General features: G+C 34.0%; 23 protein-coding genes, 2 tRNA genes and 2 pseudogenes. 6 read left to right on the forward strand and 21 right to left on the reverse strand.

Annotated elements, in window-relative coordinates; translation table 11 throughout:
• The first annotated feature begins 3 nt into the window (after positions 1-3).
• Both DHU68_RS07000 and DHU68_RS07005 read left to right on the forward strand, forming a co-directional pair.
• Positions 4-408 carry a Dabb family protein gene (locus tag DHU68_RS07000; RefSeq protein WP_108822271.1) on the forward strand — a complete coding sequence of 135 codons (405 nt, stop codon included), beginning with the start codon at positions 4-6 and terminating at the stop codon, positions 406-408.
• 33 nt (positions 409-441) lie between these two features.
• A tRNA-Ala gene (locus DHU68_RS07005) sits at positions 442-515 on the forward strand.
• Here the strand turns inward: DHU68_RS07005 and DHU68_RS14445 are convergent.
• The 3 genes and pseudogenes from DHU68_RS14445 to DHU68_RS07015 all read right to left on the reverse strand — a co-directional run bounded on the left by DHU68_RS14445 (position 469) and on the right by DHU68_RS07015 (position 3,196).
• On the reverse strand, positions 469-2,133 hold the full coding sequence (locus DHU68_RS14445; protein WP_369831335.1) for a recombinase family protein: 1,665 nt from the start codon (positions 2,131-2,133) through the stop codon (positions 469-471). The genes DHU68_RS07005 and DHU68_RS14445 overlap by 47 nt on opposite strands.
• Positions 2,087-2,254, reverse strand: a complete 168-nt coding sequence (locus tag DHU68_RS14170; RefSeq protein ID WP_160111093.1) for a hypothetical protein — start codon at positions 2,252-2,254, stop codon at positions 2,087-2,089. Before DHU68_RS14170 ends, DHU68_RS14445 begins: the two co-directional genes overlap by 47 nt.
• Positions 2,255-2,570: 316 nt before the next feature.
• A pseudogene (locus DHU68_RS07015) lies at positions 2,571-3,196 on the reverse strand (recombinase family protein).
• Positions 3,197-3,443: 247 nt separating this feature from the next.
• Here DHU68_RS07015 and DHU68_RS14175 point away from each other — a divergent pair.
• Both DHU68_RS14175 and DHU68_RS07025 read left to right on the forward strand, forming a co-directional pair.
• Positions 3,444-3,707: a hypothetical protein gene (locus tag DHU68_RS14175; RefSeq protein ID WP_160111094.1), complete on the forward strand. Its 264-nt coding sequence runs from the start codon at positions 3,444-3,446 to the stop codon at positions 3,705-3,707.
• A gap of 306 nt (positions 3,708-4,013) precedes the next feature.
• A complete protein-coding gene (locus DHU68_RS07025) occupies positions 4,014-4,307 on the forward strand; it encodes a hypothetical protein (protein ID WP_160111095.1) in 294 nt (97 codons plus the stop codon).
• A gap of 338 nt (positions 4,308-4,645) precedes the next feature.
• On the opposite strand, the gene DHU68_RS14450 is transcribed toward DHU68_RS07025, so the two are convergent.
• The 12 genes and pseudogenes from DHU68_RS14450 to DHU68_RS07085 all read right to left on the reverse strand — a co-directional run bounded on the left by DHU68_RS14450 (position 4,646) and on the right by DHU68_RS07085 (position 15,411).
• Positions 4,646-4,801 (reverse strand): NUMOD3 domain-containing DNA-binding protein, encoded by a 156-nt coding sequence (locus DHU68_RS14450; protein ID WP_108822274.1) that lies wholly within the window; start codon positions 4,799-4,801, stop codon positions 4,646-4,648.
• Positions 4,767-5,930: a hypothetical protein gene (locus DHU68_RS07035; protein WP_108822275.1), complete on the reverse strand. Its 1,164-nt coding sequence runs from the start codon at positions 5,928-5,930 to the stop codon at positions 4,767-4,769. The genes DHU68_RS14450 and DHU68_RS07035 overlap by 35 nt, the downstream gene beginning before the upstream one ends.
• Before the next feature lie 221 nt (positions 5,931-6,151).
• The gene (locus DHU68_RS07040; protein ID WP_108822276.1) at positions 6,152-6,502 is read right to left on the reverse strand and encodes a hypothetical protein; all 351 of its coding nucleotides are present in this window, start codon (positions 6,500-6,502) and stop codon (positions 6,152-6,154) included.
• 1 nt (position 6,503) lies between these two features.
• Positions 6,504-6,719, reverse strand: a complete 216-nt coding sequence (locus DHU68_RS07045; protein WP_160111096.1) for a hypothetical protein — start codon at positions 6,717-6,719, stop codon at positions 6,504-6,506.
• Positions 6,720-6,950: 231 nt separating this feature from the next.
• Positions 6,951-8,854, reverse strand: a pseudogene (locus tag DHU68_RS07050) (glycoside hydrolase family 97 protein).
• A gap of 322 nt (positions 8,855-9,176) precedes the next feature.
• Positions 9,177-9,250: transfer RNA gene (locus DHU68_RS07055), tRNA-Arg, on the reverse strand.
• A 91-nt stretch (positions 9,251-9,341) separates the two neighbouring features.
• Entirely contained in the window at positions 9,342-10,235 is an 894-nt protein-coding gene (dapA, locus tag DHU68_RS07060; protein WP_108822278.1) for a 4-hydroxy-tetrahydrodipicolinate synthase, read from the reverse strand.
• 142 nt (positions 10,236-10,377) lie between these two features.
• Positions 10,378-10,875 (reverse strand): hypothetical protein, encoded by a 498-nt coding sequence (locus DHU68_RS07065; RefSeq protein ID WP_221405555.1) that lies wholly within the window; start codon positions 10,873-10,875, stop codon positions 10,378-10,380.
• A 91-nt stretch (positions 10,876-10,966) separates the two neighbouring features.
• Positions 10,967-12,112: a galactokinase gene (gene galK / locus DHU68_RS07070; RefSeq protein ID WP_108822280.1), complete on the reverse strand. Its 1,146-nt coding sequence runs from the start codon at positions 12,110-12,112 to the stop codon at positions 10,967-10,969.
• A 37-nt stretch (positions 12,113-12,149) separates the two neighbouring features.
• Positions 12,150-14,147 (reverse strand): NAD-dependent DNA ligase LigA, encoded by a 1,998-nt coding sequence (gene ligA, locus DHU68_RS07075; protein WP_108822281.1) that lies wholly within the window; start codon positions 14,145-14,147, stop codon positions 12,150-12,152.
• A gap of 171 nt (positions 14,148-14,318) precedes the next feature.
• A complete protein-coding gene (locus DHU68_RS07080) occupies positions 14,319-14,651 on the reverse strand; it encodes a hypothetical protein (protein ID WP_108822282.1) in 333 nt (110 codons plus the stop codon).
• Positions 14,652-14,682: 31 nt separating this feature from the next.
• Positions 14,683-15,411 (reverse strand): hypothetical protein, encoded by a 729-nt coding sequence (locus tag DHU68_RS07085; RefSeq protein ID WP_108822283.1) that lies wholly within the window; start codon positions 15,409-15,411, stop codon positions 14,683-14,685.
• A gap of 213 nt (positions 15,412-15,624) precedes the next feature.
• Between DHU68_RS07085 and mscL the strand changes: the two genes are divergently transcribed.
• Entirely contained in the window at positions 15,625-16,035 is a 411-nt protein-coding gene (gene mscL / locus DHU68_RS07090) for a large-conductance mechanosensitive channel protein MscL (RefSeq protein ID WP_108822284.1), read from the forward strand.
• A 39-nt stretch (positions 16,036-16,074) separates the two neighbouring features.
• Positions 16,075-16,923: a M48 family metallopeptidase gene (locus DHU68_RS07095; RefSeq protein ID WP_108822285.1), complete on the forward strand. Its 849-nt coding sequence runs from the start codon at positions 16,075-16,077 to the stop codon at positions 16,921-16,923.
• Positions 16,924-16,990: 67 nt separating this feature from the next.
• Here DHU68_RS07095 and DHU68_RS07100 read toward each other — a convergent pair whose 3' ends face one another.
• From DHU68_RS07100 to DHU68_RS07125, 6 genes are all read right to left on the reverse strand, one after another.
• Positions 16,991-18,256 carry a hemolysin family protein gene (locus DHU68_RS07100; RefSeq protein WP_108822286.1) on the reverse strand — a complete coding sequence of 422 codons (1,266 nt, stop codon included), beginning with the start codon at positions 18,254-18,256 and terminating at the stop codon, positions 16,991-16,993.
• Positions 18,257-18,386: 130 nt separating this feature from the next.
• On the reverse strand, positions 18,387-19,445 hold the full coding sequence (locus DHU68_RS07105) for a glycosyltransferase family 9 protein (protein ID WP_108822287.1): 1,059 nt from the start codon (positions 19,443-19,445) through the stop codon (positions 18,387-18,389).
• A 263-nt stretch (positions 19,446-19,708) separates the two neighbouring features.
• A complete protein-coding gene (locus tag DHU68_RS07110; RefSeq protein WP_108822288.1) occupies positions 19,709-21,346 on the reverse strand; it encodes an SWIM zinc finger family protein in 1,638 nt (545 codons plus the stop codon).
• A gap of 5 nt (positions 21,347-21,351) precedes the next feature.
• Positions 21,352-22,596: a hypothetical protein gene (locus DHU68_RS07115; protein WP_160111097.1), complete on the reverse strand. Its 1,245-nt coding sequence runs from the start codon at positions 22,594-22,596 to the stop codon at positions 21,352-21,354.
• 152 nt (positions 22,597-22,748) lie between these two features.
• Positions 22,749-23,123, reverse strand: a complete 375-nt coding sequence (locus DHU68_RS07120; RefSeq protein WP_108822290.1) for a DUF488 domain-containing protein — start codon at positions 23,121-23,123, stop codon at positions 22,749-22,751.
• A complete protein-coding gene (locus DHU68_RS07125; protein WP_108822291.1) occupies positions 23,089-24,666 on the reverse strand; it encodes a PepSY-associated TM helix domain-containing protein in 1,578 nt (525 codons plus the stop codon). Before DHU68_RS07125 ends, DHU68_RS07120 begins: the two co-directional genes overlap by 35 nt.
• Positions 24,667-24,768 lie beyond the last annotated feature (102 nt).

Consider the following 24,768-nt stretch of genomic DNA (forward strand, 5'->3'; position numbering starts at 1 on the left):
TACATGAAAAAAGCTTTCTTTTTTATTATATTCATTTCAATTCTATTTTCCGCATGCGGAGATAATTCTTCGAAAAAAGTTGAATTAACTAGCGACATCCAACATACGGTGATGTTTAACCTTAAGCATGAAGCGAACTCTGCAGAAGAAAAGCTATTTTTAGAAGATGGGCAACGTATATTAAGCACTTTACCTACTGTCAAAAACTTTGAAGTAAAAAGACAGATTAGCAGTAAAAATGAATATAAGTTCTATTTTACAATGCTCTTCGAAGATGAAAAGGCGTACGAAGCCTACAATTCACACCCAGAACATGTGAAATTTGTAAAAGAAAGATGGGAAACTGAAGTTATTGACTTTTTAGAAGCTGATTTCATCAATTATTCCACTACTAAGGATAAAAACTAGTAATATTTTTATAGATTTGCATAAAATCTATTTGGGGCATTAGCTCATCTGGCTAGAGCGTTAGACTGGCAGTCTAAAGGTGATCGGTTCGAGTCCGATATGCTCCACTACATCGGACAAACTTGATAAAAAGGGTTTGTCCGATTTATTTATCCCCTCGTAAGTACTTGATATTTCACCGAATAATTCAAATACTTTGTTCTCTCCATCGGTTCGATACTCCTGATTTTCCTTATCATAAAAGATGCCATTTGGATAAGCTAATTTCTGTATTTTCTTACGAATATTATAATCTCCTTTCTTCCACAAACTCCCTATATTAGAAGCCATTTCAATAGTTTTATCAACATATTCTACCGAGTTCGAGACAGTCTGATGAAGTCTGTTTACTTCCTTGCTTAAAATCTCTTTATCTTCTTTCAAAGTTGATATAGTAATGTTATAGACTTCACCATTAATTTTACTCAAACCATATTTTAAACTAACTTCATTGATTTGATTTTCTATCTCTGTTAATTTTTTAGATAGTTCTCTATGCTGTTGTAGATTTGATTTGTTTTGCTCTTTAAATAGCTTGGTCAGAACTTTACTAAATATAGGTTTTACTTCATTTGGCAATGAGTATGAATATAATCTATTTGCAAACTTGTCATGCATACTTTCAAGATTGGTATTACACTTACATCCTTTGGTATTGCATTTATAATAGTAATATGTTTTTCCTGATTTTTTCTTTATTCGTTCATAGCCTGAGAAATGATTGATAGAAGTGTTTTTACTACATTGTGGACATTTTATAAAATTATTGAGGGGATATAATGCATTTCCCTTATCTTGGGTATAACCACTATTTGTTTCTATGCCATTTACTATCTTGAAAATAGTTTCAGATACTAATTTTTCATGTTTACCTTCTTTGGGTTCATAATCTGTATATGCATGGATGATATAGCCACAATAAAATGGATTCTTGAATATATCACTAAGAGTTTGCTTGGCTAATATCAAGCCACGAGCTTTTAGGCGGTCTAAGATTTCCTCATTGGTAATATTTTCATATGCCTTCCACATAAAAGCTTCTCTCTGTAATTCTCCTTCTTTATTGACTGTTATTATATGAGCTTTACCTACCTTTTTTCTATCATATCCTTTAGGTAGTATATTGTACCAATAGCCATTTCCGATACATTCTTTCATGCCTTTAATGATTTCCTTTGCCCTAACATTATTCTCATACTTAGCAAATAATAAACGAAAATCCTGAATCATTTCGCCACTCTCACTATCAGGGTCAACTTCGTCACTCGCTGAAATTATATATTTTCCATTCTTCTTTAATAGCTCTTTGGTTACTATCCCTTGTGCTCCTGTACGAGAAAATCGGTCGAATCTATCTATCAATATTACATTTATATCAGGGTTATTCAAAGCTCTATCAACCATTTGCTGATATAGTTTGCCTTCCTCTTGTGCAGATTCAAATTCCCCACCAAGATAATCCACTATTTGAATATTGTGTCGTTCAGCATATTCTTTACATATGCGTTTTTGATAATCTAAACTATGACCTTCTTTCTCTTGTTCTCGTGTGCTAACTCTTGTCCAGACAAAAGCCTTTTTATTGGTTAAGTCTTTATATTCTACCTTCTTCTTTATATAGTTTTTTTTCTTATTTACTTTATCTATCATCGCAAGCAAACTTATTTTCATTATTAAGGTATTCATAAGCTATCAAACCAAACGAATACATATAATCAAGAATAGTTCGTATTTCTTCTTGATTTAACTTTATATTTAACTCTTTAAAATCTTTTTCATATTCAAATAATTCTTCTTCGTTAAACATTCACATAAAGATTTTACCATCTTTATTTTTCCCACAATAGCAATGCGGTCGGTACTCTTTTTAAGAAAAAAGATACCAACTAACATATATTAGTAAGCTACTGGGTGACCAATACTTATGTTTGTGTTTTCACTAATATTAACAAATATACCTTTTTTATTTTTTTTAAACAAGGACCATATGAAATTTTTTCTGGTTTTTTTTCAGCAAGGTCATTTACAGGATAATATACTCGATTTTGGGGGTATACCATTTTGAGATTTTCACTTTTGAGGATACGTAGGTAGGGGGCAGGTAAGGGATACCCCTCCCTCTATCAGATTAAACTTCTAACCTTTCGCAACGTATTGACGGATGTACCCGTAATCTTCTGTATGTTACGTAAGCTATACCCTTTTCTAAGCAACTTCATATCCTCTAATATTGCACTTTCATCGCTTCATCGTCTTTCCTGTAACCAACCTTCCGACCGACACGACCGCCATTCAATAAATGGTTCTTATATCCCGATTCTACACGCTCACGAATAGTTTTTCTTTCCATCCTTGCGACTTCTGCAAGTATAGTGATAAGGAACTGAGACATTGGGTTTACATTACCATTTGGTAATAATGTTTCTATGTTGTAGTTCTGTATATATAATGAAATCTTGTTTTGGTTCAATAGCTCTATTGCTTGCAGCACTTGCAATGTATCTCTTCCCAATCGACTAAGTTCAGTAACAAAGACTTTGTCTATACGATTTGAGTTGACAAACTCTATCAACTCCGTCAATGCAGGGCGTTCCGAGTTCTTTTTAGCTCCTGAGATTTGTTCGGCGAAGACTTTTGCCACCTCGCAGTTATTTTGACTTGCAAAGGCTGTCAAATCGTTTATCTGTCTATTGTAGTCTTGCGTCCCGTTCGTTGAACTTACTCGTGCATATATTACAACTCTTTTCATCGTTTTCGTGTTTAAGAATGGTGGGGAACTCAGTCCTGTTACTGCATTGCAGAAATTTACCAGATTTCAGGGAGAACAAGATTTTGGTATCCCCACCAAATTTGTTTACAACACAAATATAGTTGCTATATACGATATATCAACTATGCAAATAGTTAAAAATAGTTGTTTTAGCAGATATATCAAATATTTATATATAATTTTATACTTTTGTCTGTTACTGACAGACTGTAAACATATAGATAATATGATTGAGAAGAAAGAAAAGAAACCGATTACATTGTATCATGTCCATTTCTTTGAAGCTCCAAGAGAAGGGCTTACTGAAAAGGACTTCTATTTCGGTAGTATTAGTGCTATATATGAACACTTTGAAGTTGCAGAAATAGGCATACAGGCATCAAGTATATACAACTTCAAAATGGATGAGGTGAGCAATCCTGTGTACGAAAATAAGAAATGCAGGATTCGGAAAAGTATATTACTCACAAAATCAAAAACAAATAGTTGATATACGCAAAATATGTGTATTTTTGTATTGAGCAAATGAACAAAGCGTTGTTCTTGTTCGACTTATTGATATATAAAAGAGACATTTAAAATCCTTCACCCTGAAATCTGGTAAATTTCTACAATGCAGTAAGGATAGCAAGAATGTCCCATTTCTCTATATGAAAATATGGGGGATGTGGGATTGTTGGCTATTACTGCATACGTTTACCAGAGCGTCAGGAGAATAGTTTTACAATTTCCATGTCCCTTTCTTTATTTTAAACCGTTCATTTGGGAAGTTGATGAACAACAAAATTTTTTAAGTATGAAAAAGACTTATTTCAAGTTTTTGAACGCTCTGGTAATTTTATGCGTTAGTCTATCACTTGCATCGTGTTCTGATGACGATGATGGGAATGGTAGCAGAACTGAGAATTTATTAGTTGGTAAATGGCAACCTGTCAGTGTCTCAGAAGAATCTGTCAATGATAGGAATAGTATGTTTTACTCGTTGCGAGATGATATTATTGAGTTTTTAGGAGATAAGACTGTCACTTATGATGAAAGTGATACATATTATTTCAGCAGTAAACCTGACCCTAATACAAAAAGCACTTAGTCTTTCAGGGTTGAAGAATTTGGGAATGAACAATTTCCAACATTAAATATTGCAGGGGAAGGAGTTTTTTTCTTTAAAGAGGATTTCTTTATCGTTTCAATTAGTGATACTAAATTGATTATTAGTAATGGTATTGAGTACGAATTTAAACGAATAAAATAATCAATCTAACCTTTTAGATTAGATTCATACAAACAAGAATGTATCAATATGTCTATTTATAGATTATATTGATACATTTTTATTTTCACACACTCGATGAACGAGATAATCCAAAACAAGCATTTTACACACTATGTCTATGATTTGGGAAAAAGGGGATTAATGGACTTGTCAAATTATTCTATCTTTGCCCAATACTCTAAAAGAGACTGACTAATCTTCTTCCTATGGCTGGACGAAAGAGTTTTTCCAAAGTTGGGATTTCTGTCGCCCTTTAACGATTCACTTATCTTCTGTTTATGCTCGTTGCTTAATTTTCTTATTGTTCTCATATCTATGTTTTTGATATATATTCATTATTCTACCTAAATTTGATAATTCATATTTAAGTATTTCATATCTAATACTTCTCTCATTATAAATATCTCTATTATAAGATAAAATATAATATTTGTTTTCTTTATCATATTTATATTTGAATATATCATTATTAACGTTGTATGCTTCGGCAATTTCTTCCTGTAATATAGGTTCTGACAGTGTAGGTTGTAATATACCCTTTGATTGTAAATTTTGAGGCTTTTCGACTAACTGTATTTTTACCTTCTTGCGTCCTTGTCCTTTATAAATTGTAATAATTCTATCCAAGTAATCTGAGAACATCTCGAACAGGAATTCATTATTGAGTATATCTTCAATCGCTATTTGTCTTTTTATCTTCTTACCATATCGCCTTATTTCTTCATAGCTATTTCTGACTTCTATGCGAAATATTTTCTTCGATTTGGGATTTTGTCTCAGGTGGAATTCAGAAATATACTCTTTCTTGGATATTTCCTCTATCTCTTCTGCTTTGTCATAACAGGCGACCTCTTTTCTTTTGTCTTTTCCCTTGATTAGGATTGAACGAAGTTCATAAGGATTATTTAGACTTCCACTATTGTAGTAAGTAATCTCTTTCAGAACCTCATCTCGATTTTTGATAATATTTCCAAAGAGCTTTACCGTATTATCTTTTGCTTTTAGATTTCGTCTGATAACCTGTTCAGGGTTGAACTTATAGCAATCAACTGCTATGTCGATTTGTTTGAAGTTGTTTATTTTCAGGTTGAGGTCTTCCAATATCGTTGGAATGTTTTTCAATGTGTCATTATAGAATACCTGATTGTCTACACTAAAACGAAGCATATTGGTATATATATTCCCATAATATAAAGCGAAATCAATAATACCCATTAGTGTATCCTTGTGATAAACCTTGTAAGAATATTTATACCTGTTTGATGGGTCTGTGGTACGAACTAATTTTGTTTCCCCAAATTGAAAATCCGAATGGAGATATTCGAGGGAATGGGTGACTGCATAATCAAAATTATCTTCTACTATTGAAGTGCAACTTATAATAAGTTTGTCTAGTACAATTACTGAGCTTGGATGTGTTTTTCTTTTTTCATCTTTCATAATTTATTAAATGTTTATACTTTTTATTGTTAGTACACCTGAGTATACTTTACTGTACTTTATTAATAAATATATCTTTGAAGATGAATTTGTAAATAGTTAATAAAAATATTTTTATATGAAAAGAAGAAAGTTGCACTTCGGCAACTTTCAATTATAATATTCAAATTTGATATTGTTGCGCGCGATCGCGCGCTTATATAATAATTAAATTATATCTATTATAATTTTATAAATGTACCTCTATCTTTCGTTAAAAATTTGAGTGTACCACTTGTTGTTTCTATTATATAGCAACGAATATCAATTTCCGTTTTAAAGAACTCAACAAATGATTTATATAGGTAATCTTCTGTCGATATATCGGCAACTATAATAGCATTTCCTGTGTGATTTAAAAATATATCCGATTGTACCCGTTGAATATTATTGAAAAAACATTCCCATTTATTATCTTCTGTATCAGTTAGCACAAATGACAAATCAGAAATGCCATTATATGTAATATTAATTTTCAACTCATTTAATTCTGTGTCGTGGTAAACAACATCAAAAAAGGAAGTGCTATCCATATTAATATTTTAAAGTTTCTATAAAGCTAACAATTTTCTGCCAATCCACACAAAAAGAGTTCGAGACTTTGGTGCTATACTCCACTACATCGGACAAACTTGATAAAAAGGGTTTGTCCGATTTGTTTATCTCCTCGTAAGTACTTGATATTTCACTGAATAATTCAAATACTTTGTCCTCTCCATCGGTTCGATACTCCTGATTTTTCCTTATCATAAAAGATGCCATTTGGATAAGCTAATTTCTGTATTTTCTTACGAATATTATAATCTCCATTCTTCTACAAATTCCCTATATTAGAAGCCATTTCAATAGTTTTATCAATCATATTAATAACTAACAAAATTGTTTCTAGTTTCTGTTCATTACTATACTTTACATGAAATACCCTCAAAAGTTATATCTAACTTTTGAGGGTATTTCATTATGATAATATTTCATCTTGCTCTATTCCAACACAGCAGCGAAACCTCCGTTTCTAACCATTTCTATTTTAATCTTATCTCCTTTTTTTGCCGAAGATTTATTCATACGATAATCCATAGCCTGATGTTCAGCATTGATACCATCAACGAAAGACGTCATATTGTAAGTCTTTCCATCAGATAAGAAATTCAGGTCTATTTCAAAGGTTCTGTTTTTTTCTTTATTATTAGTTATTCCACCGATAAACCATTTATCTCCTTTTCGTTTTGCTACAATTGTATATTCCCCAACTTTAGCTTTCAGAGATACAGTTTCATCCCATGTCACCGGGACTTTAGTCATAAAGTCAGTGCAGTCTTGATTCTTATAATATGCAGTAGGACTATCTGCCAACATTTGCAGTCCGCTCTCAAAAATAACAAAGAGAGCCAACTGGTAGGTGCGTGTACCAATACTTGCCGAATTTGGACGCCTAGATAGATAAAGTTCAGGCTGCATACTGGTCATTGCACCCGGAGTATAATCCATTGCTCCCACAGCGTTGCGCATATATGGGAAATAAAGACTATTATCTGGGTAACACCCCCCATTTGCTCCATACCTCTCACACCTTCATAGGTCAACACATTTGGATATCGGTACTCCAAACCTGCAGGTTTGAACGAACCATGGAAAGAAATGAATAGTTTATTTGCAGCTGCTTCTTTAGCAACTCTTTCGTAATAGTCAACCATCCACTGGTCGCTACGATCCATGAAGTCTATCTTCACTCCTTTGATACCCCACTCTGCAAAAGTCTTGAACAGGTCAAAGTTATTTTCTACAGTCAACCAGGTCAACCAAAGAATGATATCTACATTTTTTGATTTACCGTAACGAATCAACTCTGGTAGATTTACTTTATCGTTAGGTGTATACGGGTCGCGAGTAGATTTAGCCCACCCCTCATCCATAATAATATAGGAAATTCCTTGCTTAGATGCGAAGTCTATAAAATACTTATAAGTTTCAAGATTGTAACCCGAAACAAAGTTCACATCAGGACCATATACTGATGCTCCATTCCACCATTCCCAACTCACTTGTCCGGGTTTAATCCACGATGGATCTTCAATTTCACTTTTTCTCGATAATTTGTATACCATCATGTTCTCTATCAACTGTCCATCCTCTTTAGCGATTACAAAAAATCGCCAAGGAAAATCTCGCTTTCCGCTTGTTTTAGCTATGTAGTTAGCTTCTTTAAGTATTTTTTGGCTTCGGTCTCCATCTTCTCCAAATTCGAGAGGTACTTTCGGGAAAACAGAAATAGTTCCCTGATTGTCTGTACTCTTCAAAAACATACAAGGATAATCGAAAAGGTCAGCTTCACTGATAAGGATTTTATAATCATTGATAGCATCTATCAACAGAGGAAGTGTCACCATTTCATCTGCGGCTTTCCATTTCGAACTCTCTAGATGTTTATAAGGATTCTCGTATGAAGTCTTGAAGTTTTTAGTCGGCTGTATATGCAGTTTGTAGTCAGCAGGAAAGTTCAAGGCAAGCAATTCATCTTCAACCTCTATATCGCCTTTTATATCCGTTATAAAACGATATGCAATTCCGTCATCAAAAGCCCTAAACTCGACAGAATAGTTTCCTTTAAACTTCATTAATAACTGATTATATTCGCTTGACACGGATGAAAACTTAATGGGAATGACAGGATTGGAAAGTTCCTTGTGTTTAGTTATCTTTTTCTTAGACAAAGAAGGTTTTTCTCCTAATACCTTACTATCTTTCAGCTTCATTTGAAGCACATTATCCTTAAGTAAAAGGTCTTGTCCATAAGATACATCGTAATATATCTTGTCTGCAAGACGTATTTTAACTAATATTTCTCCATTCGGAGATTTCAACTCTAATTTGGTTTGGGAGTACATTCCAACTGCACAGAGGAATGCCAACACTGGAATTAGTAATGTTTTTTTTCATATTCAACAATTTGGTGTTAATTAGGGATTAGTTAGATACTATTTGTTAACAATGAAATAAAGATAGTCATTATTTAACCAAAGAGCAGAAGTAAATCCCAGTGTTTTGTCATTTATCTAACAGATGGCATCTATTTCAAACATTTAACTTCCTATCAGACAAGAGTCTTTATTAAAGTTAAACTTTCATAGAAAGACAACCAATTAAATTTTAATCTATCATTAACAAATAAAAGAAGCACCTATAACTATCGTTATAAGTGCTTCTTCGTGACCACGGCAGGATTCAAACCTGCAACCTTCTGATCCGTAGTCAGATGCTCTATTCAGTTGAGCTACGTAGCCATTTCCTTAATTGCGTTGCAAAGGTAAAATAGTTTTATATATAATCCAAATTTACAGCTGTAAAAATTTGATATTTTTTCACTTCAGAACATCAACATTTGATATTCAGTTCAATAAGTACATTCCTTATCTGTTCATATGTTTTGATGCAGGTTGGCACTAAAGGCAAACGAAGTTTGTTTTCAATATACCCCATCATATTTAGCATACATTTTACACCTGCAGGATTACCATCGACAAATAACAACTCGAACAATTCATTAAAGCTATGGTGAATTGTTAAAGCACTGTTATAATCACCTTCCAATGCCAAGCGAGTCATACGGCTAAATTCTTTAGGAAAAGCATTCCCTATAACAGAAATAACCCCGATAGCTCCAAGCGTAATTAATGGAAATGTAACACCATCATCACCTGATATAACATCGAAATGAGCTGGCTTACGCTTTATTATTTCATCCATTTGACTCATATTACCCGAAGCCTCCTTAACTGCCACGATATTAGGGAAGTCATTTGCTATTCGCAAAGTAGTATCAGGAGTCATATTAACACCCGTTCTACCCGGAACATTATAAGAAATAATAGGCAATGGTGAAGCTTCCGAAATCGCTTTATAGTGTTGGTAAATACCTTCTTGAGATGGTTTATTGTAATATGGAACAACAGAAAGAATTCCATCTATCCCTGCATAGTCGTTTTTAGAGAGTTTTTGTACAATTGCACGTGTATTATTTCCTCCTTCTCCCAGAATAATAGGAATCCGACCACCAACTTTGCTAACAACAAGTTCTACAATATCTTTCTTTTCTTCTTCTGTAAGAGTTGGAGTCTCGGCTGTCGTGCCTAAGACTACTAGATAATCAGTGCTATTTTGCAATTGGTAGTCAACAAGTCTGGATAAAGCATCAAAGTCAACACTTTCATCCTCCTTAAAGGGCGTTATCAGAGCAACCCCCATCCCTCTTAAATTTATTCTAGACATAAAATATTCAAGCTAAATAACTTCTCTATCGAAAGAAGTCCTTATATCATATTGTACAAAATTAAGAATTAATTTGAGAAGATTTTCACGAATAGAGATATTTATAGTGACTATTTAATTTAAATATAGACTTCCTAAAGAATCAAGTAGTTACATTATCTAAATACGACGTCAATTGTTTGTAAGTTTCTGTTAAATCCATAGACTCATCTTTTAATAAGACAAAATCGTACAATCTATAATTATGTTCTTTAATCCCTATACAAAACTTGGATTTATTTTCAGCCAACAAGCTCATCAATACAATATTATCTTCTGTAGTAAGATCTATCAGTGTATCATACTGTAAATTACCAAAGTCTTTATTTAGGTTATTATAACCTTTTAAGGAAGAACTTTCCTTTCTAGAGATAACTCTTACTTTTTCAGGCAATGTTTGACCTGCTATCTTATTTTTAGAAGATTCTATAGTCCATAAAATAACATTCTTCCCTTTCCTTTCTAAATCAGCAGTTATAAGACTTACCTTATCCCAGTCCCCATAGGTAAATAAGATAAGAATATCATCCATTTCATTCAGATTAAGAAACGAACGAATTCTTTTATTTCGTTTCAAGATAGAGTCTATACTCTTTTTCAATTTTAATTCAAACAAACCAAAAAACATAATCTAATATTTAAATTTAGACATATATACAAACTCTATCTTGATCCGAATTGTTTAATGATAATTACAGTTTTCTTGCACCATCTTTAATTACAACATCGTAAACTTTCGCTTTTATATTGAATTTTTGCTCATAAGCCTCAGTTGCACGTTTGATAAAGTCATCATGTAATTCATTCTTCACAAGATTGATTGTACAACCTCCAAAACCACCACCCATTACACGTGATCCGGCTACTCCGCATTCGCGAGCCATATCATTTAAGAAATCCAACTCAGGGCAACTAACTTCATATTTACGACTTAAGCCAATATGAGTTTCATACATTTTCTTTCCTACTGTTTCATAATCTCCAGCTTTCAAAGCATTACAAGCCTCATCCATACGTTGAATTTCTTCAATAACGAACTCTGCACGAATATAGTCTTCAGCACTTACTTCATTTGCAACTTCTCTCAACATAGCTAAGTCTGCATCACGAAGAAGTTTTACTTCAGGATGACGTTTAGCAATTGCTGCAGCCACATTTTCACACGATTGACGACGTTTGTTATATGCACCTTCTGCCAAGTTGTGAGAAACACAAGTATTAATCAATACTAAACGATATCCTTCAGGGTTGAATGGAACATATTCATATTCTAATGAACGACAATCTAAACGAATCAAAGAACCTTCTTTGCCAAAGCAAGAAGCAAATTGATCCATGATACCACACATAACACCTACATAGTTATGTTCTGTTGCTTGTCCGATCAAAGCTAGTTCAAAACGATCGAAACCTAAGTTATATGTATCATTGATAGCAAAACCGAAACAACTTTCCAATGCTGCAGACGAAGACATACCTGCACCTAAAGGAACATCGCCAGCAAACACACAATCAAATCCCGGAATTGACTTTCCTTTTTTGATCATTTCGCGGCAAACGCCATAAATATATCTAGCCCATTGTTTTTCAGGAAGATCATTTTCTCCAAGACCAAACTCTGCAGATTCACCCAAATCTAATGCAAAAGCTCTTACTTTATCTGTACCATTTGGTTTGATTTCACAGTACATGGCTTTATCTATTGCACCTGGCAATACAAAACCTCCGTTATAGTCTGTATGTTCCCCAATAAGGTTAATCCGTCCCGGAGAAGTATACATCACACCTTCTGTACCATAAAGAGCTTTAAATTTTTCTTGAATTGCTTTTAATTCCATGGTTAATTTTCAATTTAAGTTTATAATTAATAAGATTTTATTCAATCATTTTAAGGAATTCCTCCTCATTAATAATAGGAACGCCCAGTTTTTCTGCTTTTTCTAATTTTGCCGGTCCCATATTATCTCCTGCAAGTACATAACTTGTCTTGGATGATATAGAACCACTATTTTTACCTCCGTTTTGTTCTATAAGAGCTTTGTATTCATCTCTGGAATGAATCTCAAAAGTACCACTAATTACTATATTCAGACCTGCCAACTTATCTGTCCGCTGCGAAATGACCTCTTCACTCAAAGAGAATTGAAGCCCATATTCTTTCAATCGTTCTACAACTGCAACATTCTCCGGATCAGAGAAATACTTAACTATACTTTGAGCTATCCTATCTCCTATTTCATCCACTTCTGTCAGTTGATGTATTGATGCATTCATTAATTCATCTATAGAGTGAAAAGCCATTGCTAACTTCTTTGCTACGGTCTCTCCTACATATCTAATACCTAAAGCAAAAAGAACCCTTGGATATGGTACCAATACCGAGCTTTTTATACTCTCCACAAGATTTTTTGCACTCTTTTCTGCCCATCGTTCTAGTCGAGATACATCTTGCCATTTCAGTGTGTACAGATCAGCTATATTGTGAATTAACCCAGCATTATACAAATGCTCTATAGTCTCTGTTCCCCCCGCTATATTCATAGCTTTCCTAGTAATAAAATGCTCAATACGACCTTTTATTTGTGGAGGACAAGAACTTTCGTTAGGGCAATAATATATTGCTTCACCTTCGTCTTTCGTCAACGGGGTACCACATTCTGGACAATTCTTAATAAAGAATACTTTTTCGTCGAACATTCCTCGTTTAGACGTGTCTACTGCCGTTATTTTAGGAATAATTTCTCCTCCTTTTTCAACATAAACCTGATCATTGAGATGTAAGTCTAAAGAATTTATATAATCCTCATTATATAAAGAAGCCCGTTTTACGATCGTCCCTGACAATTTTACAGGTTTTAAGTTGGCAACAGGAGTTATCGCTCCGGTACGTCCTACTTGATATGACACAGACTCTAAAGTAGTCAATTCTTTCTCAGCCTGAAACTTAAAAGCAATTGCCCAACGAGGAAACTTTGAAGTATATCCTAAATTCTTTTGTTGAGTCAGAGAATTCACTTTCAAAACTATTCCATCGGTAGCTACCGGAAGATTCTTACGTTCTACATCCCAATAACGTATATATTCGAATATTTCGTCCAGCGTTTTACACTTTTTGGTTGCTGTAGAAATTTTAAAACCCCAATCACGAGCTTTCATCAGATTTTCATAATGTCTATCTGTTGGAAGATTATCTCCTAGTAAGTAGTATAGAAACGAGTCGAGCTTTCTTGCTGCTACTATTTTAGGGTCTTGCTGTTTCAACGTTCCCGATCCTGCATTACGAGGGTTGGCAAACAAGGCTTCTTCTTGTTCTGCTCTTTCCTTATTCAGGGCATCAAAAACAGACCAGGGCATCAAGATTTCGCCTCTTATCTCAAACTCTGCAGGGTAATCATTCCCTCTAAGCTTTAAAGGAATACTGCGTATAGTACGCACATTAGCAGTAACATCATCCCCCTCTACCCCATCGCCACGCGTCACAGCTTGCGTTAGTTCTCCATTTACATATGTCAACGAAATTGATGTTCCATCATATTTTAGTTCACAGACGATTTCAAATTCATCATTCAATCCTTTCTGAACTCTATTATAGAAATCAGTAACCTCTGCCTCACTATAGGTATTTCCTAACGAAAGCATCGGGTATTTATGTTTTACTTGTTTAAATGATTTATTAATATCGCTCCCCACTCGTTGTGTTGGCGAATTAGGATCATTAAATTCCGGATATTGTTCTTCCAAATCGGTCAGCTCTCTTAACTTCTTATCAAATTCGAAATCTGATATAGTTGGAGCAGAAAGAACATAGTAATTATAGTTGTGAGTATTAAGCTCTTCTCTGAGCGCCTCTATCTGTTGTTTTATATGGTCCATTATCATCCTTAAAGCTTAACTACAAATATAGAAAGAAATAAGATTAGTTTGAGTAATCGTTATTCATTTTTCAGAAATCCTTATTCAAAATAAAGATTTGTAAACAAAACCCTGAATATTATAAATTCAGGGTTCTATGCATTTATAATTTTTTCTATCGAATAAATTTATTTAAGGCCAGTTGCTCACTGATACAGATGGAGAATTACTAACTCTAACATCAATACTTGAAGAACTACTTTCGATTCTTATAGGAATTCGTTCAGTAAAGTCATAATTCTTCACTTGCACAGGTATTTTCGATTTTTCAATACTCTTTCCATCTATCTGCACTATATTCACATCAACAACTCCATCCGTTTTTATGGCTGTTGGCGTAGGAAGAGGAAGGTCGGCAGCGTATGCTTTTTCTACAAGCGTAATATCCTTTACTAAATGTCCGATTAAAGCAACAGCGATAACTGTCAATACAATTTTTGTGTATAAATCTGCACTTGTTTTCATAATTATATTTTTTATATATTATTTAATTCTTTTATTTTTCACCAATTGAAAAAGAAGATCGCCCCTTACGAATATAACCATCCGACATATTAAAACTAACTGTTTCTTCGCTACGTCCTTTATACAGATACGGAGTGCGAACAGTGAATAAAATCGCCCCATTAGGAGAACTACCCAATCGAATAACATCCCCATCTATATGAAAAGCTATAGAACCTCTTGTCCCTTCCCCTTGATGAAAAGTATTTCCATTGCGCGTAAACATTATTTTTCCATCAGATTTCCTGCCTTGTCGTAAATAATCACCATCTATATTAAATACAACCTCTCCTGCGTAATGAGAAATAGGAGGAGAAACTGGACCCCATGCCGGAAAGAAATAATTATCATCTATCCTATACACTTTATAATAGGTAATAAAATTGCAGATATTATTCGATTCAATATAGTAAAGAGGTTTGCCTTTCACCTCCGATCCGCTATAAATAAAATTTCCGTCTATCCTAAACAGTATATCTCCATCTAAGCGACTCCCTTTTCTAACTACAGTGTCGTTAAAATTGTAAAGTGTATCTTTTGAATATGCACCTTTGAGAAGATAAGTTTTTGTTTCATCAAATCTAAAACTTACATTTGCCAACGGATCGGGTTTTTCTTTATCCTCATCAGGAGGTCTTATAGGTTTATACTGATCATAATCCTGACAAGCATAAAATAAAGAGAAGCTAATTAAGAAAAATAGAATATATAATTTCTTCATAGTAGATATAGTTTGTGCTTTATCAGTAGGACTCTGTTCTCTTACAAAGGTTTAATTATAAATATGAAGATAATACAAATATTGAATCAAAACACAAATTAAACAACAGGGTAACAAAAATTTATCACCAAGTCCTAAATTATATTAAACAAATTATCTTAATTTGCGTTTTAAAAGGAAATAATAGATTATTAATTTATAAATTACTAAACAATGTCTGTAGTAAAAGAACTGAAAGAATTTATGATGCGCGGCAATGTCGTTGATATGGCAGTCGGTGTTATCGTAGGTGGAGCCTTTGGAAAAATTGTAACGTCTTTGGTTAACGATGTAATTATGCCTCCTATTGGAGCTTTACTTGGGAATGTGAATTTTTCCGAATTGAAGGTAGTAATAAAAGAAGCTGTGGGTGAGACAGCTGCCGTTACTATAAATTACGGAGCATTCATCCAAACAATCATAGATTTCATTATAATAGCAACAGCTATTTTCTTTGCTATTAAAGCAATCAATAGTCTAAAAAAGAAAAAAGAGGAAGCACCTGCTGCACCTCCAGCTCCTACCAAAGAAGAAGTTTTGCTTACTGAAATTAGAGATTTGCTAAAAGAACAAAACAGTAAATAACTTTACATAGAATAAAATTCACTTAACCTTAACATAGTTATGACAAAAAGAATTTCTACTTCGTTAGCTATAATAGCAATATGCTTATTATATAGCGGTTGTGGTAGCGTACCTATTACAGGACGTAAGCAGTTATCTTTGGTCTCGAACCAGGAGGTACTATCCTTAAGTTTGCAGCAATATGGAGATTTCATGAAATCTGCTCCTATCTCTACAGATAAGGTTAATACAGCGATGGTACAACGAGTAGGAAGAAATATTGCAAATGCTGTTGAGACATATTTAAACAATAATGGATATGCCGATCAGGTAAAAGAGTATGCATGGGAATTTAACCTTGTGAAAAGTTCTGATGTAAACGCTTTCTGTATGCCTGGTGGAAAGATTGTTGTATATGAAGGAATACTGCCTTATACTCAAGACGAAACAGGTCTGGCTGTTGTATTGGGACACGAGGTAGCTCACGCAGTAGCAAAACATGCTAATGAAAGAATGAGCAACCAACTTGCAACTCAATACGGAACTGCTGCTGTAGGAGCTGCACTAGGAGGCTCTTCTGCTGCTGTACAGCAAGCTGCTTCTATTGCATTAGGGCTAGGAACTCAATATGGGATTCTTCTCCCTTATTCTCGTAAGCAAGAATTAGAAGCTGATAAATTAGGACTTATATTTATGGCAATGGCCGGATACGATCCTAGTCATGCTGCTGCATTTTGGACGCGAATGTCGCAGCAAGGAGGAAGCACTCCCGAGTTCATGAGCACCCACCCTTCTGATAATACGAGAATACAGCAAATTCAAAAAGATTTACCTGAAGCGTTAAAATATTACAGAGGAGGAACATCTAAAAGCAGTAATGCTAAAACCTCTAATCAATGGACCTTTTAATGTATAAATAAAAAAATACCTGATAAAATTTTATCAGGTATTTTTTTATTCCTCTCAAATATCCATATTAATTAAGATTTTTAACTAATACTTTATCGATTCTAACGCCATCCATATCCATTATTTCAAAAGAGAACTGATTCCATTCCACCTCTTCTCCAGCAATGGGAATATGCCCTAATAAGTCCAGTATCAGTCCACTGATGGTATTATATTCATATTGTGTATATAACTCTCCTTTGTCAAAATAATTAAGGAAATCATAAAAAGACCACTGTCCGTCGACTAAATAACTTCCATCTTTTCTCAAAACAAGATCCGGCTCTTCGTGAGGATCTAATATTGTACCGACTAATGCTTCAAGAATATCCTTAAGAGTGATTACTCCATTTACAGTACCAAATTCATCACACACCAAAGCATATTGTACTTGTGCTGCTTTCATCTCAGCCAAAGCATTATACACTTCCATATTTTCATAAAAGAATTGAACAGGACGGATAAATTCCCGAATATTAAAATCATTCTTTTCTGTACATCCAAACATGTCTTTAAGATATACAATTCCTTCTATATGATCCAAATCTTTAGTCCCAACCGGATATTTATCAAATGGATTGTTGCGAATAACATCTAGAATTTCGTCGTTAGACATTTCTGTATCTATCCATACAATATCTGCTCGGTGTGTCATAATAGATTCCAGATTTCTATCTCCTAGGTTGAATACACGCTCTACAATATCTTGCTCCACTTCCTGAACAGCACCATCTTCTTTTCCCTCTCTAACGATGGATCTAATTTCTTCCTCTGTTACTTTAGACCCACCATCTTTTATATTTAAAATATTAAAGACTAAAGATGTACTCTTTGACAATACCCAAACAAAAGGTGATGCAATAAGGGATAAATAATGCATGGGATAAGCAATAACCTTTGCAATCTTTTCTGAAGCACTCAAACCAATTCTTTTAGGGACAAGCTCTCCAAATATAATTGTAAAGTAAGTTACAACAACAACTATAATCAACTGAGCTACTCTATGAACATAAGTCTCAGACATCCCTATATGTTTTAATATAACAGCAAAATCGTCAGCTAAGACATCGCCGGAGTACAATCCGGTAACAATTCCAATAAGTGTTATTCCTACTTGTACTGTTGACAGAAAATTATCTGGATTATTTGCTAAATTCAAGGCTTTCTGAGCGGCATTACTCCCTTGTTTAGCTTCACTTTTAAGGCTGGATTTACGTGCTGAAATAACTGCTATCTCTGACATGGAAAAGATTCCATTCAAAAGTATCAGTCCAATAATGATTCCAATTTCCATATATCTATATTCTAAGAAGCGAATGTAGATATATTCATCGAACTGAACAATTTTACTTTATGAATATAGAATAAGGCTTGTTAAATTTACCAAAGTTTGGGAAATAGCTTTATCTGTATGCCAAAGGAATTTATTTATTCAAAATATTTTTAACTATATGTATTATATCTTCATGTGTGCTATTATTTGTATCAACAGCAACACTTGAATCTCTATACGGTCTATACACATCTAGATTTGTGACTGAAAATAATCCAACAACTGGTGTTGCACTTGCACTTGCCAGATGCATAATTCCACAATCGGCACTAATAAATATTGATAAATTATGGATAACACCTGCTATTTCTCTTATATCTTTACTATAATATGAAGGTGCCTCGAAATCAATCTGAGAAGAATTTTCGACAGGTAAAACTTCCAAAATATTAAATTCATAAGCAAATTCCTGCTTCAACAATCCATATAGATTCTTCCACCATTCTTCTGAATAACATTTATCCCCTGTTGCAAATGTATATATTCCAATAGTTTTTTTAGAATTATTAAAGATCGAAGAAATTATCTTTCCCCCCTCTAGCTTTTCTTCAACAGAAAGTTTTATATCTAATGGAGCTATTTCCCTATTATTTATTAAAATATTATCACTCAATAGAGTTCTCAAATTATACACAGTTCTTTTAGCTATATGATTATAATCCCCATATGCCTCCTCTAACTCTGGGATAATGTCATTAAAAAATTTAAAATGCCCCTTTGAGATTTTAGTAGACAAACGTCCTGAAGACGAATTTTCAACAGTGTTGATAACTAAATCATATTTATACTTTCTCAGCCTTAACCATATCTGAATATATTCCCACAAATTATCAAAAGGCTTTTTAGGTAAAGAAATAATACGATCTATGCACTCGTAGTTTCGAAATAAGATAGAAGCTATCCCTCCTCTTACAAATAAATCTATTTTAGCTTGAGGAAATAAATATTCTAATTCTTGAATTAAAGGAGTTATTAATAATTGATTTCCAAGCCTACTATTTGGTCTTGACACTAATATCTTTTTCACTACAAAAGAACTATTTAGCGTAAGAAATAAATCCTTACTATGCTTCTTCTTTTGTCCTATATTCTTGGTTAAAGAGCGTAATAGAGAAGCTCTTATTTTATTAATACGCTTACTTACTTTCATATTAAATATGACCAATTCTCTGTCTATCCTGCAATTTAGCTCTGAACATGTCGTCATGCAGTGATGACATGATTTATATATTATCTCCTATTGTCCTCGCAAAAGTAGAATAAAAACCAATATATCCAATCGAATCTTCATATTTATACGCGAAATGAAAAATATATAATTGTGGCAACTCTATAAAAAAATGTCTATATTATCCAATACATTGTTTTAATGCATTGGATAGTATAGACAATCTATTTATAACAAAAGACTTTTTACCTTTTAGCAGCTAATATACGGGCTGCAAGGATATGCTCACAAGGGCCTTTTTTCAATTTATTACCTTTATAAAAATCGCACTCACATGTCCCATCCACTAGTCGTTGATCTTTATCAATGAGTGCTGACACATTATATCTATTATTACTTTCTTTCACCGATCCGTTGATAGAAAGATGATCTTTTGCTATTTCAGTTTTCACCTTAACATTATCTCCGTCAATAAGTTCATTAGCAATCCGTTCTTTATCGCTACCAAAACGTAAGGTTTTCATATCTAATGGTTCACCCGAAAGTTCACGAACTCTATAAACGTTCAAACTAGGATCGTAAATAACCTTTCCTGCCTGAGCAAATGAAGTTAAGGATGAAGCAATGACAGAAGAATCCAGATCTAGTTTTTTAGCCAAATTATCAGAAGATTCGTACCATGCTTCTTTCAGCGTATCAAATATGGTTTGTTGTGTAGCGAAATCTACATTTCCACGAGGAGCCATCAAGTCAAAATTACCGGCCCTACTCCAATCATTAGCTGTCCAACCCGATAACCCGAGCGTAAAGGTCATATCGCCTAAGTCGGCTAAGAGAAATGAAGGAAGTCCTGAACCAAGAAGCATTACTTTAAAGGACTTGGTTATAGGTAGTAATCTTTCTAAAATCAACAACCTCCTACGTCCCCAGATTCGTATTGTTTTCGCTTCATTACCCGTATAAACCGAACGATGGAATGTCACAGTTTCATACCAAGGTTCGAAAAGAACTTTTATAGGTTGCCCCGGTTCTAAAATGAAACGTAGCGCACGAGGCCCTTCTTTTTCTTTAAATCGTCTTAGATATTGACAAATAGTATAAACATCCATAGGATGAAGATTGAAAACCGTTGCAGGAAGAGTCATAGCACTACTCACTTGCAAGAATCCTCTTACCCACGAATCAGGCAAATCAATTTTCAGTTCTTTATAATCATTCTCATTGGATGTTTGAACCTCAAAACCGGAGGGGTCTATTTTGAAATCAGTATCCTTATAATCTCTTATCTTTTGAAATTCTCCATACAAAGTTGCCGAATAATCTATATTGGTCGTTCCGCACTCAAATTCATTGATTTCTTTGAATACATTATAATTACAGCTTAACTTACCATAAGTAGATTCATCTTGACTAAAACATTCAAAGAATAATTCGTCGGGATGTACTGTTATTACAGGATCTAACACAAACCAAGCATCACGATCATTGTCATACAAGTATTTATAATACTTAGATCGAGCGTTATAAAAAGGAGCTAAAACTCTATTCTTCTCTTTGTGTATATTATCTAATTCGTCTTTCAAGTCTGTAATCCGCCTTCTGACATCTTCTATCTGAGATTGAGCAACATATTCGCTGAGCCATATTTTTTCTTGTTCGGCTACCCATGCCAAATACTCGGTTCTATCTTTAGGCTTGAAGCGCAAGTCGGATACTACAACATCATGCAATGCAGATATTGCTTCTCTGAAATTTATCTTTCTATTTAACTTACCCACAAAAAAAGTAGGATGGCGCAATGTATCCGGAGCAAAACTCATCGATGTGCTTCCGGAGGAACTATTGATAGATGTACTACCTTTATATTTATAATCGAATAACATGCTGATTAGTTTTTAATGGATAAATGCATATCCAAGTGTGGATAAGTTCTCTTTATACTAGTTAGAATATGGATGCAAGTACTCTTATCTTGTACAGTAGACTGTGCCGATATATCATCCAGAATAGGAAGAATAATAGATGCAGACTCTACTGATGATAATGCCTCGGTTTCTAAGAATCTAAATACTCTATTCTTGGCTACTCTAGCCTTATTAACCCTCGTTAGTACCGACCTGAAGTAATATTCTAATCCAGCTATAACTTCAGGTTTACCTCCCGCATATTTTGTTAAATAATTGGTTACAAGAGATTGAATATTCATACTTGGATGTTGGCTCAGTTTGGTCAAATATTCCAATCCATTTTCGTCATTGAAGTATTTCGAGATTAACTCTCTACCAAAATTTTCCACATCATTACGGATAGAGTCTGTTATGCTAATCAAGGTTTCCGGATCCCAGTCTTGTTCTTCGAACTGAGAACTGAAGTAATGGAATGCAAATTCGCGAGTATCATCCCATTTAGAATCAAGGATAGCTAAAGATTTATCCCTTTCATATTTCACTCGGGCTAGGTTTTCCTTATAATAATTCCAACACCATTGACGCACAGCAAGTAGATCATGGCTCGCCAATGCTACAATCTGTGGTATCGTAAATTGAGCAGATTGTGCATAATTTCTAAGTATTTCATATCCTAACAACTGACAGTCTCTATATTGAGAGAATAATAATTTAGTAAGATTTCTTGGAGTCAGTCCACTATTCCAAAATGGTTTTAGTTTTTCCTCAACGAAAGTAATAATCAAAGCATGCGATCCTTCGAAAGTCTCTTTGCGTATAAGAGGATAAACCACACGTTCTACCGCATCATTCCCTGTCGAAGGTTTGCTTTCTATCACTTGGCTTATAATAGAAATCACTTTCTCTACTATGTCCTGATATGGATTCTCTGATAATATACCAACTAGCAAAGGAATATTCGTCTCAAAATAATCAATTGAATAAAGATCGAGTAGACGAATGCCGTTTTGTCTAACTTCTGTTATATTACTTTGTAAATACAATTGAATCAGAGAAAAAGGAATAGATGAGATTGTCTTATCATTTGTCTTTTGTACCGTAATATAACTAGCTAATAAGACATTAGCCTCTAACGGAGACAATACCAATTGCTCTATTACTTCCCAGCTTATATTTTGCAGATGATTTTGTGCTATGATCACGATATCTAATGTAGAGGATGACATAAAGGCGTGGATAGCTTAGTCTTTCGTAGCAGTAATTACGCCAAGCCTTGATGGAAAAGCTACAAGGGCTTATAAATAATTCGATAAAATTTAGGCTGGACATATAAACTAACACTCTTCCTTTTATTTAACTAAATAGTGGAAGAGTGTTTTTATTTATCCTCATTATCAAGTATTCGATCAATTATATCTTTTAATACAAGAAGATAATTCTTTTCAGGGTCTTTTGTAGCAGTTAAAAGTGTAACAATATCACAATCTTTTATTTCTTCAATAAAGGCTGTAACTGCTCTGGACTGCTCTAGCTCTTGAGTATAATACAAAACGAATTGTTCCCATCGATCTGTTTTATTGCTATGCATCCATTGTCTGAGTTTCCGGGAAGGAGCAATATCTTTTTTCCATAAATCTAGTTTTAGGTTTTCTTTTCTTATACCTCTGGGCCAAAGACGATCTGTCAAGACTCGGAATCCATCATTTTCATCGAATGCTTCATAAACTCTCTTGATCTTTATTTGTTGTTTCATTTTTTCTTTTTTTTCTATACCGCTTTCTGTAGATTATATAGCCAAAGATGAAAACAATTAAGGATGCAATACCGGAAAACAAGATAAAATAACTTTCCCCCATAATATTATTGACCAAAGGGGTGTATATACGACCTACATGCGCCTCTAAACTTACATGCCATAGAGACATATTCACATCCTTTATCTTATCAGGAATTTGAGCAAAAGCCTCAGGTTTTCCGATAGTTAAAGCTCCTTTTGAATAGCTGAAGACTATCTCTTTATTGGGAAAGTCTTTGGAGTAGCCGCTTACATCAATTCCACCCATAACACCTCTTTGAGGTTCTATAAGATTTCCTTCAACACGACTCTCGGTCAAAAATACAGGACGCATTTGAGTTATATCTACAGACATGCCACTCTTTCGCTCCCAATAATACAATCCATTAAAAGACCCTACAACCCACAGATTAGGAGCCAACTCTTCTAAAACGGTCACCCCCATAACACTTATAAGTGGTACCTTAGGTATAGCAGCTGGTTTTGAATCTAGCTCCTGCAATGAATAGAAGCCTCCAGAGGTATATATAAACCATTCTTTAGAATACTTATCATATCTAATATTTCTTAGTTTCTCGAACCAAGGGTTGGAAGTGTCGTGGACGGAACCGGGTATCGGTTTTATTTTATCTCTGATGATAAAAATCATAGCCGGGGGACGTAGAAAAATACCTGATAAAATAACAATGATAGAGAATATTAAAAACCATGATCCCAACTTATTATGCCACCTTAAATTACCTCTTATAAAACTGGAGAACTTACGTCTCTTCTCTCTGAGCTTAATCCTTTTTATAACCTTAGGGAAGAATAATACAACAATACCGCTTAGCGATAGAATAATGAAAACAAGCCCAATGAAATCAACAAACAGCTTTCCAATACTACCGAACATCTCACCACTGTGTAATGTCCATATTGCTCTAAATAGAGGAATTTCTTTTCGATAGTCAGAAGGAGCCAGAAGCTCAATCTTGTGAAAGTTTTGGTGAGGATAAGTAGATATATAAGCATGTGATCTGGTTATGATAACCAAAGAATCTCCTTTGCTGGTAATATCAGCTATTCTTTCATCTAAGCCCAAGATATGGGTTTGTCTATCCCATTTGTTAGCGGTTGTATTTAGCTGATACAAATCAAAGGTAGTAATGGCAAAAATATCGTTATTTTCAGTTCTAAGGATATTAGTAGTATTACGATTGTCTGCACCATTTAACATCCCTTCCATAAACGATGAAAACCCGGAGTGTAAGGAATCTGTTAGCCAAACGCCACTCCCTCCATAAAGGAGAATAGAATCAGGTCCTAATTTGAAAGTCCCTTTAACTGCAGAATTATTCCAGTTTTCGTATTTATAACTGTCCGGTAAAACTGAACGAGGTATGTCTAGTTTAGCAATACCTTGTCTATGGTTCAAAAAAATACCGGATAGTGAAAATACAATCAAAAAGAAAGCGAGGAGCAAGCCTAGCCACTTATGGACTTTCAGAAAAAACTTCATTAATAATTTGTAATTTATTCAATTCGTACTCAAGGAAAATGAGGCTCTAAAATAATTATATCTTTAGAGAGATTGCGTAATATGGATTACACCTAATAAAGA

It is taken from the genome of Dysgonomonas sp. Marseille-P4361, from assembly GCF_900343125.1.
Classification (GTDB): Bacteria; Bacteroidota; Bacteroidia; order Bacteroidales; family Dysgonomonadaceae; genus Dysgonomonas.